The organism is Syntrophobotulus glycolicus DSM 8271 (assembly GCF_000190635.1).
GTDB lineage: Bacteria > Bacillota > Desulfitobacteriia > Desulfitobacteriales > Syntrophobotulaceae > Syntrophobotulus > Syntrophobotulus glycolicus.
The window spans coordinates 695,036-710,513 of the sequence record NC_015172.1 but is presented as its reverse complement, the minus strand read 5'-3'; the positions used below and the strand labels follow the sequence as shown (position 1 = coordinate 710,513).

Annotated in this window: 14 protein-coding genes; 2 read left to right on the top strand and 12 right to left on the bottom strand. The window is 52.9% G+C overall.

Going from position 1 to position 15,478, the window contains the following annotated elements:
- Positions 1-23: 23 nt before the first annotated feature.
- Together SGLY_RS03700 and pgmB are read left to right on the top strand one after the other, a co-directional pair.
- Entirely contained in the window at positions 24-2,351 is a 2,328-nt protein-coding gene (locus SGLY_RS03700; RefSeq protein WP_013623956.1) for a glycoside hydrolase family 65 protein, read from the top strand.
- Complete coding sequence (gene pgmB, locus SGLY_RS03695; RefSeq protein WP_013623955.1) at positions 2,347-2,982, top strand: beta-phosphoglucomutase; 636 nt, start codon at positions 2,347-2,349, stop codon at positions 2,980-2,982. The genes SGLY_RS03700 and pgmB overlap by 5 nt, the downstream gene beginning before the upstream one ends.
- Here the strand turns inward: pgmB and glk are convergent.
- From glk to hisG, 12 genes are all read right to left on the bottom strand, one after another.
- Positions 2,973-3,959 carry a glucokinase gene (glk, locus tag SGLY_RS03690; RefSeq protein ID WP_013623954.1) on the bottom strand — a complete coding sequence of 329 codons (987 nt, stop codon included), beginning with the start codon at positions 3,957-3,959 and terminating at the stop codon, positions 2,973-2,975. The two genes, pgmB and glk, sit on opposite strands and share 10 nt — an antisense overlap.
- Before the next feature lie 69 nt (positions 3,960-4,028).
- Positions 4,029-6,044: an NAD-dependent DNA ligase LigA gene (gene ligA, locus SGLY_RS03685; protein WP_013623953.1), complete on the bottom strand. Its 2,016-nt coding sequence runs from the start codon at positions 6,042-6,044 to the stop codon at positions 4,029-4,031.
- Positions 6,045-6,057: 13 nt separating this feature from the next.
- Positions 6,058-8,295, bottom strand: a complete 2,238-nt coding sequence (gene pcrA, locus SGLY_RS03680; protein ID WP_013623952.1) for a DNA helicase PcrA — start codon at positions 8,293-8,295, stop codon at positions 6,058-6,060.
- A gap of 21 nt (positions 8,296-8,316) precedes the next feature.
- Complete coding sequence (locus SGLY_RS03675; RefSeq protein ID WP_013623951.1) at positions 8,317-8,634, bottom strand: MazG-like family protein; 318 nt, start codon at positions 8,632-8,634, stop codon at positions 8,317-8,319.
- Positions 8,635-8,768: 134 nt separating this feature from the next.
- A complete protein-coding gene (gene hisIE / locus SGLY_RS03670; RefSeq protein WP_427916606.1) occupies positions 8,769-9,428 on the bottom strand; it encodes a bifunctional phosphoribosyl-AMP cyclohydrolase/phosphoribosyl-ATP diphosphatase HisIE in 660 nt (219 codons plus the stop codon).
- A gap of 164 nt (positions 9,429-9,592) precedes the next feature.
- Positions 9,593-10,351, bottom strand: a complete 759-nt coding sequence (gene hisF / locus SGLY_RS03665) for an imidazole glycerol phosphate synthase subunit HisF (RefSeq protein ID WP_013623949.1) — start codon at positions 10,349-10,351, stop codon at positions 9,593-9,595.
- Positions 10,341-11,090: a 1-(5-phosphoribosyl)-5-[(5-phosphoribosylamino)methylideneamino]imidazole-4-carboxamide isomerase gene (gene hisA / locus SGLY_RS03660; protein WP_013623948.1), complete on the bottom strand. Its 750-nt coding sequence runs from the start codon at positions 11,088-11,090 to the stop codon at positions 10,341-10,343. Before hisA ends, hisF begins: the two co-directional genes overlap by 11 nt.
- The gene (hisH, locus tag SGLY_RS03655; RefSeq protein WP_013623947.1) at positions 11,068-11,694 is read right to left on the bottom strand and encodes an imidazole glycerol phosphate synthase subunit HisH; all 627 of its coding nucleotides are present in this window, start codon (positions 11,692-11,694) and stop codon (positions 11,068-11,070) included. Before hisH ends, hisA begins: the two co-directional genes overlap by 23 nt.
- A 31-nt stretch (positions 11,695-11,725) precedes the next feature.
- Complete coding sequence (gene hisB, locus SGLY_RS03650) at positions 11,726-12,310, bottom strand: imidazoleglycerol-phosphate dehydratase HisB (RefSeq protein ID WP_013623946.1); 585 nt, start codon at positions 12,308-12,310, stop codon at positions 11,726-11,728.
- A 12-nt stretch (positions 12,311-12,322) separates the two neighbouring features.
- On the bottom strand, positions 12,323-13,387 hold the full coding sequence (gene hisC, locus SGLY_RS03645) for a histidinol-phosphate transaminase (RefSeq protein WP_013623945.1): 1,065 nt from the start codon (positions 13,385-13,387) through the stop codon (positions 12,323-12,325).
- On the bottom strand, positions 13,384-14,664 hold the full coding sequence (gene hisD / locus SGLY_RS03640; protein ID WP_013623944.1) for a histidinol dehydrogenase: 1,281 nt from the start codon (positions 14,662-14,664) through the stop codon (positions 13,384-13,386). Before hisD ends, hisC begins: the two co-directional genes overlap by 4 nt.
- Positions 14,661-15,362, bottom strand: coding sequence for an ATP phosphoribosyltransferase (hisG, locus tag SGLY_RS03635; protein ID WP_013623943.1), 702 nt, complete (start codon positions 15,360-15,362; stop codon positions 14,661-14,663). The genes hisD and hisG overlap by 4 nt, the downstream gene beginning before the upstream one ends.
- Positions 15,363-15,478 lie beyond the last annotated feature (116 nt).

Here is a 15,478-nt window from a genome sequence, read left to right as displayed (position 1 = left end):
TTCCACACCGAAAGGGAGTTTTTATGTCCAAAAAAGAAGCGGTTTATGAAATCAAACATCTCCAGCTGGACCAGTATCACCTGTCCCTGAATGAAGCTCTTTTTCATAATGCCAACGGATATATCGGAGCCCGCTTCGATTTTGAAGAGGGCTACCCGGAACAATACCATTATGTGCGCAGTCAGTACATTAACGGCTTTTATGATTTCACCCCCATGAAACAGGCCGAAAAGCTTTTCGGCTTTGTCACAGAAAAACAGACCATGTTAAATATCGCCGATACCCAATCCATCAGGCTCTATCTGGATGGTGAACCGTTCAGCATGTTCAGCGGTACTGTCCTGTCCAGCAGATTGACTCTCCATATGGATAAAGGGGTTACGGTCAGACATGTGGTCTGGCGGTCACCCCAGGGCAAAGAAGCGGAAATCACCATTACCCGGATGACCTCCTTTGAGCAGCTCTCCCTTTTCACCATTGAATACGAAGTGCTGCCCCTGAACTTTTCCGGCAGAGTCCTGATTGAATCCAGCCATAACGGCAATGTCCTCAACTATATTAATCCCAACGACCCCCGCCTGGCCAATGAAGGCCATCAGTACCTGACCCCTCTCAGCTGCGAGATCAAAGACGGAGCTTCTTATATCACCTCTGTGACTTCAACGTCCGGTCTGGAAGTGTGCAGCTGCGTAAAAAACGTCTTATTGCAAAAAAGCCGGCAGGAATTCAGCATTAATGACCATAATCATGCCATAAGCAAATATAAAACTCACGCCCTCCGGGGCGAAACAATCAGGTTCATCAAGTATTGTGTTTTTTGTGATTCCATCCGCTACCCCTCCTGCAAAAAACAAAGCGGCCTGGAACTGAAAAAAGCCCTGGCCGTTTCCCTGCCGGAGCTCTACCGTAAACAGGAAGAATACCTCTCCGAGTTCTGGAATTACTGCCGGATCGAGATTGAGGGCAATGACCAGTTCAACCAGGCCATCCAGTACAGCTTGTATCAACTGATCCAGTCCGTCGGCAAGGACCGGTTCAGCAATATTGCCCCCAAAGGCTTGAGCGGAGACGGCTACGAGGGTCACTTTTTCTGGGATTCCGAGATGTATGCCCAGCCCTTTTTTACCATTACCAATCCCGCCCTGTCCAAAAACCTGATCGAGTACCGTTACGCGACCCTGGATATGGCCAGAGAAAATGCCCGCATCCTGGGCCATGACAGGGGGGCCCTCTATCCCTGGCGCACCATTATGGGCAGAGAATGCTCCGGCTACTTTCCGGCCGGAACCGCCCAGTACCATATCAACGGCGATATCGCCTACTCCATCATTGCCTACTACCTCGCCACCAAAGACCTGGCCTTCATTCAGGAAAAAGGAGCCGAGATCATTTTCGAAACCGCCCGCTTATGGATAGAGACCGGTAACTTTTATCAGGGAAAATTCCATATTAATAACGTCACCGGCCCGGATGAATATACCTGTCTGGTCAACAACAACTATTACACCAATGTGATCGCCCGCTACCACCTGTCCTGGGCCGTGAAAATCTATCATTTGCTGAAAACCTTCCCTTCTTTCACCCTCCTCCGGGAAAAAATCGATTTAAGAGAAGAAGAGCTCCTGGAGTTCCAAAAAGCCGCCGATCAGATGTATCTGCCCTATGATGAAGAATTGAAAATCAATCCCCAGGACGACTCTTTTTTACAAAAAAGCAGATTAGAGATCGAGACGCTCCCCAGAGACCGCTTTCCCTTGCTCCTGCATTATCATCCCCTTTACCTGTATCGTCACCAGGTCTGCAAACAGGCCGATACCCTGATGGCCCATTTCATCCTGGAAGACGCCCAGGATGAAGAAACCATCCTCAATTCCTTCCACTACTATGAAAAAATCACCACCCATGATTCCTCCCTTTCTTATTGCATCTTCAGTATTGTCGCCGCCCGGCTGGGCATGGTGGACAAAGCCTTTGAATACTTTCAGCACTCTGCCTGTTTAGACCTGCAGGACAAACATCACAACACCGCGGACGGACTCCATATTGCCAATATGGGCGGCAATTATATGAGCATTGTCTACGGCTTCGGCGGTTTTCGCCTCAAAGAGCAGGGCATCTCCCTTGCCCCTGTTCTGCCCCGCCAATGGAGCGCTTACAGCTTTAAAATCCATTTTGAGGACAGCAGGCTGCTGGTTCGTGTGACGGCAGACCGGTGCACGTTCAAACTGGAAAACGGGACTGCCAAAAAAATCACCGTATACGGGCAAGAGTACCTGCTGGAAAATACCCTTGAGATCGCCAGACCGGCACTGCCCTTGATCAGCAAAGGAAAGAGAGGGGAAACAAATTAACTATCAAGCCATTATTTTTGATTTGGACGGGGTCATCTGCAGCACAGATGCTTACCATTATTTAGCCTGGAAAAAAATCGCCGACAAAATCGGGATTGATTTTGATGAAAAAGCGAATAACCGTCTCCGGGGCATCGGCCGGATGGAAAGCCTGGAGATCCTCCTGTCCTCCCACAGCGGCCGCTTCTCCGAAAAAGACAAAAAAAAATACGCCGAGGAAAAAAACCTTTGTTACCGCGCATTCCTGCAAAAAATGTCCCCGGCAGATCTCAGCCCCGAGGTCAGAACCACCCTGGATCAGATCCGGTCCAAAGGCCTTAAGCTGGCCATCGGTTCTTCCAGTAAAAACGCCAAGCTGATTCTGCAGAAACTCGGCCTGGAAAACTACTTTGACGCCGTCACCGACGGCAATGACATTGCCCGTTCCAAACCTGATCCTGAAGTTTATTTAAAAGCGAGCGCCTGTCTGGGGATTGATCCCAGCCGCTGTCTGGTGATCGAAGACGCCCTGTCCGGCCTGGAAGCGGCCTCAGCCGCCAAAATGGACAGTGCCGCCATCGGAGACGCCGCCGGAAACCGGCAGGCCACCTATCACTTATCCCGTTTTTCCGATCTTCTGCTTTATCTCTGAGCCTGCAGGGCCAAATAAGCCGCCCCCAAAAGCGGCGTGTTTTCCTCCAGGATCACATCAACAGGGATATCTTTGAGCAATCGGCTGAACCTGCCTTTATCCAGAAAAGCAGCCAGCAAAGTGCCATCCGTCAGCTTTTCCCTGATCTTCGGCGGTATGCCCCCGCCAAGGTAGACCCCGCCCAGAGCCAGAGATTTCAAAGCCAGATTGCCGGCCTCCGCCCCAAGAAGGCGGACAAACATATCCAGGGCCTTTGTACAGACAGGACAACTTCGAGCCAGCCCCTTGGCACTGATCTCCTCCGGAGGCAACTGATCCGGAAGCTGCTCAGGGCTCTTTTTTTGCGCCCGCAAAAACTGATAGAGATTGCTCAGGCCTGCCCCCGAGAGAATCCGCTCATAACTGACATGGCCGTAGCGTCTGTGCAAATACCGCCATAACTCCAGGTCTTCCTCATTATGGGGAGCAAAGTCCGTATGGGCCCCTTCCGTCGGATAAACCTGATCACCGATCATCAGAGCTTCCCCCAGCCCTGTCCCCGGCGCCAGAACAGCTCTGTTCAGGATCTCACCTCTGTCGTCTTCCTGTTTTCCCGGGCCGTTCAGCCTGAGCAGGGCATCCTCCGGCAAAACAGCAATCCCGTAGCCCATCGCGACAAGATCATTGCTCCAGCCGACCCTCGGAATAAAGTCCAGCCGCTTTTGCAAAGAACGCAGATCAACGGTCAGGTCAAGATTGGTCAGCCGGCAGCTGTTTCCTGCTATCGGCCCGGCCAGACTGAACCAGGCCGCTTCAATCCCCGCGGACTGTCCGGGATGATTCCCTGCGAGATAACCTGCCACCGCGTCCTCCAGAGAAGAAATTGATTTGCTCTCAACCCTTTCCTGGTGAATCAGCTTAAATTGCTGATCCTCCCATGAAAACAAGGCGAATTTTGTTTTGGTGCCCCCGATATCCCCGGTTAAAATCATGCACATCACCCTTAATCCTGTTTCTTATAAAAATCCTTGCTTTTGATCAAGGCAATTTTCTTTCGTATCTTTCCCTCAAGGATTCTCCTCCAGCATCTCCAGGAACTCCTCTTCCGAATAGACCGGTACGCCCAGTGCCTGCGCTTTATCCGCTTTGGAACCGGGATTTTCCCCGCAGAGCACAAAGGAGGTCTTCTTGCTGACACTCGCGGAGGCCTTGCCCCCGTTGGTTTCAATGAGCTCCTCTATCTCCCGGCGGTCCCAACTGCGCAAAGTTCCGGTTACTACGATGCTTTGACCGGCAAAGAGCCGCGAGGAAGCCTGTCTGCTGTCCGTCATCCGAACTCCGGCCTTCTGCAGTCTTCTGATAAAATCCCGGTTGGCCCGGTCCCGAAAAAAAGAAGTGATGCTTGCCGCCATAATGCCGCCAATATCAGGCACCTCGCAGAGCTCATCCTCTCCGGCCTCCTGCAGCTTTTCCATGGAACCGTATTTCTGGGCCAATACCCGGCCTGCTTTGATCCCCACGTTTCTGATGCCCAGGGCAAAGATCAGGGGGGCCAGACCGCGGGTCTTACTGGCTTCGATTGCCTTAATCAGATTATCGGCGGATTTTTTGCCCATCCGCTCCAGGTTTTCCAGCTGCTCATGCCTCAGATCGTACAAGCCGGCGGCATCATCAATCAGCCCCTTGTCCAGAAGCTGGACGATGATCGCCGGACCCAGACCCTCGATATTCATGGCATCCCGGGAGACAAAATGGAACAGCGCCTCTCTCTGTCTGGCCGGACAGGAGATATTCTGACAGCGGTAAGCAGCCTCCCCCTCCAGCCTGACCACCGGACTGTCACAAGCCGGACAGGACTCGGGCATCGCGAAGATCATTTCCCGGCCTGTTCTCTTCTCCGGAATGGACTTGATGATTTCCGGAATCACATCCCCGGCCTTGTGCAGGAGGACATGGTCGCCGATCCGGATATCTTTTTCCCGGATATTGTCCAGATTGTGCAGAGTTGCCCTGGCTACGGTTGACCCCGCGACAAATACCTCCTGCATGATCGCGGTCGGGGTCAGCACCCCTGTCCGGCCGACATTAATGTCTATGCTTTTCACTACCGTCTCCACCTGTTCTGCCGGAAACTTATACGCGATGGCCCAGCGCGGGCTTTTAGCGGTAAACCCCAGTTCCCTCTGCTGGTCAAAGCGGTTCACCTTGATCACCAGCCCGTCGATCTCATAGGGCAGCTGATGCCGTTCTTCCGTCATCTCCTGGCAATATTCCATGACCTTCTCCATCTTAGAGAAGATTTTGTAGCTGTCATTTACCTGAAAGCCCCACTCCTTCAGAGTTTGGAGAACCTCCGCCTGGGTTTTCAGGCCGATCTGCTCGGCCTGGATCAGCTGATAGGCAAAGTACCCCAGCTTTCTCCCGGCCGTGATCCTGGAATCAAGCTGTCTTAAAGAACCGGCTCCCGCATTGCGGGGATTGGCAAACAAAGGCTGGCCTTCTTCTTCCCGCTCCCTGTTCAGCCGGACAAAGGATTCTTTGGGCAGATAGCCCTCACCCCGAATATCCAGCCTGCCGGCTGCCGGCCTGGACCGCAGGCTCAAGGGAACGGACTTGATCGTCCTGACATTGGCGGTAATCTCTTCTCCTGTTTCCCCGTCCCCTCTGGTCGCCGCCCGGGTCAAAATCCCCTCTTCATAAGTCAGGGCAACCGTTAGCCCATCGATCTTCAATTCCACCACATACTCCGCATCAGGCACGACACCGCGCACCCTGCGGTCAAACTCAGCCAGCTCTTCCCGGCCAAACGCATTATCCAAACTGAGAAGCGGCTCCCTATGACGCACCTTGGCAAATTGAGCGGAAGGGCCCCCCCCCACTCTTTGGGAAGGAGAATCCGGACTGACCCACTCAGGATGAGCGCCTTCAATCTCCACCAGCTCCCGCATCAGCAGATCATATTCCTTGTCCGTGATCTGCGGATCATCCAGGACATAATAACGGTAGTCCGCCTCTTCAATCTGCGTTTTCAGCTGGTTCAGTCTTTCCGGACCCTGTCCGGTGTTATTGTTCGGGGTACTCAAGAAGGTTCTCTCCTTACGATTTGATTTTGACCAGCCTGGCATATCCGGCAATCAGCTTCTTGACCTCACTGTTAAAGACGACCGTCAATTCCGCTTCCTGACCCTCTCCCTTGACCGTCATCACGATACCCTGGCCAAACCTGGGGTGTTCAACCCGGTCGCCGACAAAAAACCGGCCCGGATCGGCCTGGGCCATAATCGCGCCCTGCTTGCGCCAATCCCTCCTGACCTTGCCTTCCGCCGCAGAAGCCTCCTTCTCCCGGCCGGCAGCGGCAGGGGACTGGTTAAAAATCAGCTGTTCCGGGATCTCCTTTAAGAAACGGGAAGGCAGACTGTTTTGAATCCGGCCATAGATCATTCTTTCAATGGTATACGTTAAAAAGAGCTTTTCCCTGGCTCTGGTAATCGCTACATAGCATAGTCTTCTTTCTTCCTCCAGCAAATATTCCTCCAGGAGGCTGCGGCTGCTGGGAAAAATATTTTCTTCCAGACCGACCGTGAACACAACGGGAAATTCCAGACCTTTGGCACTATGCATCGTCATGAGCTTGACCGCATCTTCATTTTCATCATAGTGATCGATTTCCGCAACAAGGGAAACCTGCTCCAGAAAACCGGCCAGCCTTGGCATGGGGTCCTGGACCCCGGTGTTATTTTCGTTATCCTCTTCTGTATCGTCTTCCAGATTGGCATCAAATTCCTCGGTCACAGACAGGAATTCATTGAGGTTTTCCAGCCTGGCGTTAGCTTCAGGTGAGTCTTCCGCCCGCAGCTCGGCCAAATACCCCGTCTCGCTCAGGAGGCTTTCGGTCAGCTCCGTGACCGTCAGTCCTTCCCCCGCTTTGCGGCGAATATCCTCCAGCAAGTGATAAAAAGCGTCTAAGGCTTTCACTCCCTTGGTCTGCAGACCGGGGATATACTGTGCCTCACTTAAGGCGTTCAGAACCGGCATCCCCTGTTCCTGGGCATATTCCAGGATTTTCTCCAGAGAACCTGCCCCGATGCCCCTGCGGGGAACATTGACCACCCGGGCAAAGCTTACTGTATCCGCAGGGTTATAGACCAGCCTCAGATAAGCAAGAATATCTTTAATTTCCAGGCGCTCATAAAATTTGGTCCCTGAAAAAATCCGGTAAGGGATACCTTCCTTCATCAGGTGCTCCTCCAGCACCCTGGACTGGGCATTTGTCCGGTAGAGCACAGTAAAATCGCTGTTGGAGCGGCCTTCCGTATCCTTTAAATGATTGATACTGCGACAAACAAACCGGGCCTCATCATGCTCATTTTCCGCCCGGTAAAGGACCAGCTCTTCCCCGACCGGATTTTCCGTCCAAAGAGCTTTCTTCTTTCTGTTTCGATTGTGATCCACCACGGCATTGGCCGCCTCCAGAATCTTCCCGGTCGAGCGGTAATTCTGCTCCAGCTTCAGCACCTTCGCTTCAGGATAGTCCCGTTCAAAATCCAGGATATTCTGGACATCGGCACCCCGCCACCCATAAACAGACTGGTCGTCATCCCCGACCACACAAAGATTGCGCCGGCGCTTGGCCAAAAGATTAATCAGCAAATATTGCGCATGATTGGTGTCCTGGTACTCATCAACCAGAATATATCTGAATTTTTCCTGATAATAGCCGAGCACATCCGGCTGCTCCCGGAAAATCCGCACGGTCAGCATGATAATATCGTCAAAGTCCAGACCATTGTTGTCTTTCAGTTTTCTCTGATAAAGCCGGTAAACTTTAGCGGCAGCCGAGCTGAAAAAATCCGTTGCCGCCGCTTCAAAAGCATTCACATCCAAAAGCTTGTTTTTCGCATCACTGATTGTCCCCTGCACAGCCCTGATGTTAAATTTCTTCTCATCCATATTCAGTTCTTTATAACAACTGCGCAGCAGGGAAAGCTGGTCCGAAGCATCATAAATGACAAAACTGCGGGAATACCCCTCCAGATGAGCGATCTCCCGGCGCAAAATCTTGACACAGGCCGAATGGAAGGTTGATATCCAGAGTCCCTCCCCTTCGCTGCCAACCAGGGCCAGCACTCGTTCCCGCATTTCCCTGGCAGCCTTATTCGTAAACGTAATCGCCAGAATATTCCAGGAGTTTACTCCCTTAGCAATAAGATGGGCTATCCTGTAAGTCAGGGCCTTTGTTTTACCCGATCCGGCACCCGCAAGAATAAGAAGGGGGCCGTCCAAATACTCTGCCGCTTCACGCTGAACAGGGTTTAAATCCTCCAGAGAATACATGCTGTCCCAATCCCCTTTCTTTTAGTCACAATAGCCTTTATTCCGAAGCTTTGTCAGGTGGGCCTCAATAATGGCCTCCAGATCAATCCTGTACTGTTCCTCCAGCACAAACATCATGGTCACCGCTGTCTGGGCCACATCCATCAGTTCCATGGCGACGAGCTGCATAGCTTCGGCTTCCTCTACCGTCAGCTTTTCTCCGCTTAACCCCCTGAATTTACCGATCGCCTGGGCCAATTCCCCGGATTCCTCCATAATCTTCAGGGCTGTGCTTTCTAAAGAAGGCTTGAGCCTGTTCAGGCGCGGCAAAGTGATTGTTTTGGATGCTTTTTCGTTCATTAATCTCTTTCCCCTATCATTTCTTCTCCTCAAAATCCCAGAGCTCCCATGCCGGTTTATGTAAAAATCCAGAGAAAAGCACTGCCAGATAATGTCCAACAGCGCCTCATCAATACTCTGAAGAATGATTATCCTTACTTCTTTCTCTTTTCCAGTTCCGCAGATATCTCGTCCAGCGTCACTCCCCGTTCCGCAAGCAAGACCAGCAAATGGTAAAGCAAATCCGCGGTTTCGTACCTCAACTCATCCCCGGAATTGTTTTTGGCCGCAATAATCACTTCCGCACACTCTTCGCCGACCTTCTTCAGGATTTTATCTATTCCCTTGGTGAAAAGATAGGTCGTATAAGATCCCTCGGGAAGCTCGTGACGCCTCTTTTGAATTAATTCGGCAAGAAATTCCAAAGTCCTCCCCAGAGGCAGGGCTGGTTTTTCAGGATTTGTGCCGGTCTTTTCCCCTGTCGGTCCGTAATGGAAACAGGAATAATCTCCTTCATGACAGGCCGCTCCGTCCTGCCGGATCAGCAGAAGCACCGCATCCCGGTCACAATCCAGCTTGATGTCCAAAACATGCTGGTAATGCCCGGAAGTCTCTCCCTTGACCCACAAAGACTGTCTGCTCCTGCTGTAATAACAGGCCAGCTTGTCCCGCAGGGTCCTGACCAGTGCTTCCTCATTCATATAGGCCAGCATCAAAACCTCGCCTGTTTCAACATCCTGGGCAATTGCCGGAACCAATCCGTCACTGTTCCACTTTACCGCACTGACGACCTTTTCCAGGTCAGATTGTTCCATACTCCTCATCTCCTGCTCTAAAGAAACCTGCCAAGCCGCTATCGGTCTTTTCTCCGGCATTTTTCCGTTCCTCCCAACTGATCACCAGATGATCTTACATTAAACATTCATGACCTTATTCTGAACTCATTACGATTCCCCTGGCTTGAAACACGATTGAGCCACTACCTTCTTACCGCAATCCCCCGGGCCCGGAGATACTCCTTGGCTTCCTGAATGGAATATTCCCGGTAGTGAAAAATAGATGCCGCCAGGACCGCGTCGGCCTCACCCTTGGTCAAGCCGTCACTGAGATGCTCCAGACCGCCCACTCCGCCGCTGGCGATCAGCGGCAGGGATACGGCCCGGCTGACCGCTTTGTTCAGTTCATTATCATAGCCTTCTTTGGTGCCGTCCCTGTCCATAGAGGTCAGCAAAATCTCCCCGGCTCCCAGTTCTTCGGCTTTTTGGGCCCATTCCAGCACATCGATCCCGGTAGGCGTCCTCCCGCCGTGAGTGTAGACCTCCCACCTGCCGTCCCCTGTTCTGCGGGCATCAATGGCCACCACAATACACTGACTGCCGAAAGCATGCGCTCCCCGGCTGATCAATTCCGGGTCCTGCACAGCCGAGGTATTCAGGGATACCTTGTCGGCTCCGGCCCGGAGCATCGTCCGAATATCTTCAATACTGCGCAGCCCCCCCCCAATCGTGAAGGGGATAAAGACCTGCTCAGCTGTCCTGTGCACCACATCCACCATGGTTTTTCTGCCGTCAGAAGAGGCGGTGATATCCAGGAAAACCAGCTCATCCGCGCCTTCCGCATCATAGAGGGCCGCCAGCTCCACAGGGTCCCCGGCATCCCGCAGCTGAACAAAATTCGTACCCTTCACGACCCTGCCCTCATGCACATCAAGACAGGGAATAATCCTTTTAGCCAGCATCTTCTTCCCCCCGTGTAACGGCCAGAACATCCTTCAGGGCCAAAGCCCCGTCATAGATGGCCTTTCCGACAATCGCTCCATCGATTCCCCTGCCCTTATCCGCTTCCGCCTTAATGGCCCGGATATCAGCAAGAGAAGAAACCCCCCCGGATACGATGACCTGCAAGCCGGAGCTTTCGGCCAGTTTTACCGAAGCCGGGAGATTAGGCCCTGCCAGCATACCGTCTTTGGCAATGTCCGTATATACCACAGTGGACACCCCACTGTCATGCAGCCTGAGCGCAAATTCCTCCGCATTCAGTTCCGTGCTTTCCGCCCATCCCTGCACCGCAACCTTGCCATTGCGGGCATCAAGCCCCACTATCACCTGATCCGCACCGTATTGTTTCACCGCTTCCGCCGCAAATTCCGGATTGCGGGCCGCCGCGGTTCCCAGGATCACCCTGCTGACACCCAGAGACAGCAATTCCTCGATCCGCCCGCTTGTCCTGATTCCGCCTCCCACCTGGACCTTCAGCGGCACACTGTTCACAATAGCCCTGATCATCTTGTCATTTTCCGGTCTGCCGGAAAACGCCCCGTCCAGATCGACCACATGCAAAAACCGGGCCCCGTCCCGGACAAAAGACTGGGCCTGGCGGACAGGATCATCCGAATAGACGGTCGCCTTATCCATCATTCCCTGAAGAAGACGGACAACTTTCCCCTCCTTCAGGTCAATTGCCGGATATATGTTCATGCTCCCCAACCCACTTTCCAAAATTCTTTAACATCACAAGACCCCAGGGACTGGATTTCTCCGGATGAAACTGGGCCCCCCAGATATTGTCCCTGCCGGTAAACGCCGGAAAGGTGATCCCATATTCACTGACCCCGGCAATACAGTCCTCATCTGCCTGCGCGTAGTAGGAATGGACAAAATAAAAATAGGAATTGTCCGGAATCCCTGCGGTCAGCGGGCTTTCCCTGACCAAACGCAGCGTATTCCAGCCCATATGGGGAATCTTTAAGCCTGCGGGAAACTTTACTACCCGGCCCGGCAGCAGCCCTAAACCGGGATGTTCCCCGTGCTCTTCACCCATCTCGAATAAAAGCTGCATACCCAGGCAGATCCCCAGAAAAGGCCTGCCTGACCCCGCATAGTCCCTTAAAGGCTGAACCCAGCCCTCCCGGTTCAACGCCTCCATCGCATCAGCAAAAGCGCCGACTCCGGGAAGAATCAATCCATCTGTCTTCTTCAGCTCATCCGGAGACCGTAAAATTCCGGCCTCAAAGCCCAGCTTTTCCAGGGCTTTTTCCACACTGCGCAGGTTTCCCCGGCCATAATCGACTATTCCAATCATCTTCGCATATCCTCCCGAGTCTGCCTGCATTTCATAGAACCCCTTTTGTTGACGGCACATCCTGATCAAAACGGTTTTTTCCCGCGGCCAGGCCCAAAGCGCGGCCAAAAGCCTTAAAAACCGCTTCCAGTACATGATGCCTGTTTTTCCCGGCCAGCAGGCGGATATGTACTGTCAATCCGGCATTGACGGCAAAAGCCCGGAAAAATTCCTCGGCCACTTCCACTGGGAAATCACCAACCATTCCATCTGCCAGATCAACCTGCCAGGCCAAAAATCCCCTGTTGGAAATATCCACCGCGGCCTGGACCAAAGCTTCATCCATCGGAAATAAGCAGTCCCCGACCCTTTCGATTCCTTTTCTGTCTCCTATGGCCCGGACAAAAGCCTGTCCCATGACAATCCCGCAATCCTCAACCGTGTGGTGCTGGTCAACCCGCAAATCCCCTTGCACCCAAAGGTTCAAATCAAAGCGGGCAAACCGGCAGAAAGAATCCAGCATATGATCAAAAAAACCGATTCCTGTGTTCAGAGAAGTCTTGCCCTGACCATCCAGGTCCAACTCAACGTTTACTTCTGTCTCCAGTGTCTTTCTTTCAATTTTTCCGCTGCGCATTTTTCATCCCCCTCAAAGGTTCGTTCCGGTCAATTGTTTTATCGTTCGCAAAAACTGTTCATTTTCCTGCGGCAAAGCCGGACTTAAACGAAAACAGGCTCCCAGTCCGGGCAACCGGCCGAGATTGCGGACCGAATAGCCGGCCTGACCCAGCTTTCCCACGATAACCGGAGCCTCCTCAGTCTGAACAAGAACAAAATTGGCCCTGGTCGGCAACACCGAAAACCGGGGTATTTCCCTTAACCCATTATACAGCAGTTTGACCTCATTTTTGATGATTTCAACCTGGTCCTGATATTCATCAAGATACTTGAGGGCAATGATCCCCGCCTTTTGGGAAAAAGAATTGACATTAAAAGGCTGGCGCACCCTGTTCAAATAGCCGGTCAGCTCCTGATTGGCCGCCAGGTAGCCCAGTCTTAAAGCCGCCATGCCGAAAGCCTTGGAAAAAGTGCGCATAACCAGGAGCTTGGGATAGGTATCAATGAGCGGCAGCATACTTTCACCGGAAAACTCGGCATATGCTTCATCCACAAGCACCAGCGCATCCGTTTCCTTCAGCAGTTCCAGGACATCCTCCCTGGCGAACTGGGCGCCTGTGGGATTATTGGGATTGCAGACAATAATGAGCTTTATGCTGCTGTCTGCGGCACAGGCTTTCAGCATTTGCGGCAGGTCCAGCCGGCTTCCTCCCAAAAGGGGGACTTCCGCCACCCTTGTCCCGGTGATCCGCGCTGCGGCGGCATACATACTGAATGTCGGAGGATGAATCAGCATGGTCTTTCCCGGTCCGGCAAACGTATGCAGCAAAATCTGAATCAGCTCGTCCGAACCATTGCCCACCAAGATATTCTCCCTCTCCGTCCCGGCATAGGCGGCGATCCGTTCCCGCAGCTCCGCCGCTGTCCCGTCCGGATATCTGTTCCACTCCACAACCTCTGCCAGCAGCTCCTCCTTCATGCCCCGGGGCCAGGGAAAAGGGTTCTCATTGGCATCCATCTTCACATTCCCAGGTACAACCACCGATTCATAAGGCCTTAAGGCGGCGATTTCCGGGCGTAAAAACCTTTCCATCATTTTACCCTCACCTCGATTGCCCGGGCGTGCGCCTCCAGCCCTTCCCTTCTGGCCAGGAGCATGATTTGTTCGGCATCACGCCTCAGGGCCTGTTCCGAATAGTTCACCACACTGATTTTCTTGACAAAAGCATCCACATCCAGCACCGAATAAAAGCGGGCCGTACCGCCCGTGGGCAAAACATGATTGGGTCCCGCAAAATAATCCCCCACAGGCTCGGGAGTGTATCTGCCTAAGAATACGGCCCCGGCGTTTTTTACCCTGCCCAGCCAGGCAAACGGCTCCTCCACACAGAGCTCAAAGTGTTCCGGCGCAATCAGATTCACCAGCTCCATCCCCTTCTCCAGATCAGGCGCTGAAATCAAGGCCCCATATCCCTCCCAGGAAGCCCGGGCCATCTCCTGGCGCGGCAGAAGGCCCAGCTGCTTTTCCACTTCCAGCGAAGTTTCTTCCAACAGGCTTCTGTCCGGGGAGATCAGGATGGCCGAAGCCAGCCGGTCATGCTCGGCCTGTGAAAGAAGATCGGCCGCCAGCTCCCGCGGCGAAGCGCCGCCATCGGCCAGAATAACAATCTCACTCGGTCCGGCCAGCATGTCAATATCCACCTGGCCGTAAACCTGTTTTTTGGCTAAGGTGACAAAGATATTGCCCGGACCGGTAATTTTGTCCACCTTGGCCACAGACTGCGTTCCGAAAGCCAGGGCGGCCACTGCCTGAGCTCCCCCTATTTTATAGATCTCCGCCACCCCGCATTCGGCTGCCGCTACCAGGACCTCCGGCAGGAGCCCGCCATTTTTCAGGGGGGGAGAAACCATCACAATCTCTTCCACTCCGGCCACCACGGCCGGAACAGCATTCATCAAAACGGAAGAAGGATAGGCCGCCGTCCCCCCCGGAACATAAATGCCCACTCTCTGCAGGGGCCGGATCATCTGACCTAAAATACTGCCGTCCTCCGCCGTGGAAAACCAGGAATTGCGTTTTTGTTTTTCGTGATAAGCCCGCACATTGTCCCGGGCCCGGCGAACAGCGGCAATATAGTCCTCCGAAACCAGAGTATAGGCCTCATCGATCTCCGTTTGCTTTACCCTGAGACCTGATTGAGCAAGATCGACGCCGTCAAATTTCAGGGTCAGCTCAGCGAGAGCCTTGTCCCCATCCCGTTTGACTTCACTGAGAATACCGGCTACCGTGCCTTCCAGCTTCTGATCGTCACCATAAGATTTTTGAGTCAGGCTTCTCACATCAATCTTTTCGTATTCTAAAATAGTTTTCATTGCTCCTTCTCCCCTCCGGCGGCCGGATCGCCGAGATCTTCAAGCAAGTCCCTGATCTTTGTGCATAGTCCCTGGATCCGTTCATAGTTCATCCGGTAAGAAACCCTGTTGGCAATCAGTCTGGTGGTTGCTTCCATGATTGGGGCGACCTCAATCAGCCTGTTCAGTCTCAGGGTCGTGCCGGTGGAGACAATATCCATGATCATCTCCGCCAGGCCTACTCTCGGAGCCAGCTCAATATTGCCGTGCAGCTTGATCGGTGTCACCTGCATCCCTTTTTCACTGAAGAACATTTGCGCGACACGCGGAAATTTGGTGGCTACCCTTTTATGGTTCAGCCCGCTCAAATCGTAGCTGCCGTCCGCCAGCCTCGGCGGAAGAGACTCTTCCGGCATCGCCACCATAAAACGGCAAAATCCAAATTTCAAATCAAGAAGCTCAGCCACATCACAATTTTGTTCAAGCAGAGTATCCTTCCCCACAAAACCGATATCCGCCGCGCCATATTCCACATAGGTGGGAATATCGGTCGGACGGCAGATGATGATCCTGGCCCCGTCCTCGGGCAGGTCAAAGGTCAATTGCCGGGAATCCTCGCCGACATGTTCGCAGCGCAATCCGGCTTTCTGGAGCAGGTTCAGGGAATCAACCAGCAGTTTGCCCTTCGGAAGGGCTATGGTTAAATCATTTTGAGCCACAGGCGGGAGCTCCTCTCTTCTTCTTTTTTCTCTCAATAAAAATCTTTTTTCTCTGAACGAAAATCCGAATCGAAGCAGACTTTTCGATCTGATCTTCAATCCTCATTGATACTTTA

Excerpts from the sequence above, each read along its gene's own strand:
- hisC (WP_013623945.1), bottom strand. The coding sequence starts at position 13,387 with ATGATGGAAAGGTTTTTACGCCCGGAAATCGCCGCCTTAAGGCCTTAT.
- hisH (WP_013623947.1), bottom strand. The coding sequence starts at position 11,694 with ATGATTGGAATAGTCGATTATGGCCGGGGAAACCTGCGCAGTGTGGAA.
- hisA (WP_013623948.1), bottom strand. The coding sequence starts at position 11,090 with ATGAACATATATCCGGCAATTGACCTGAAGGAGGGGAAAGTTGTCCGT.
- SGLY_RS03675 (WP_013623951.1), bottom strand. The coding sequence starts at position 8,634 with ATGAACGAAAAAGCATCCAAAACAATCACTTTGCCGCGCCTGAACAGG.
- glk (WP_013623954.1), bottom strand. The coding sequence starts at position 3,959 with ATGTGCATGATTTTAACCGGGGATATCGGGGGCACCAAAACAAAATTC.
- hisB (WP_013623946.1), bottom strand. The coding sequence starts at position 12,310 with ATGCGCAGCGGAAAAATTGAAAGAAAGACACTGGAGACAGAAGTAAAC.
- hisF (WP_013623949.1), bottom strand. The coding sequence starts at position 10,351 with ATGCTGGCTAAAAGGATTATTCCCTGTCTTGATGTGCATGAGGGCAGG.
- pcrA (WP_013623952.1), bottom strand. The coding sequence starts at position 8,295 with ATGTATTCTCTGGAGGATTTAAACCCTGTTCAGCGTGAAGCGGCAGAG.
- SGLY_RS03700 (WP_013623956.1), top strand. The coding sequence starts at position 24 with ATGTCCAAAAAAGAAGCGGTTTATGAAATCAAACATCTCCAGCTGGAC.
- hisD (WP_013623944.1), bottom strand. The coding sequence starts at position 14,664 with ATGAAAACTATTTTAGAATACGAAAAGATTGATGTGAGAAGCCTGACT.
- hisIE (WP_427916606.1), bottom strand. The coding sequence starts at position 9,428 with ATGGAACAATCTGACCTGGAAAAGGTCGTCAGTGCGGTAAAGTGGAAC.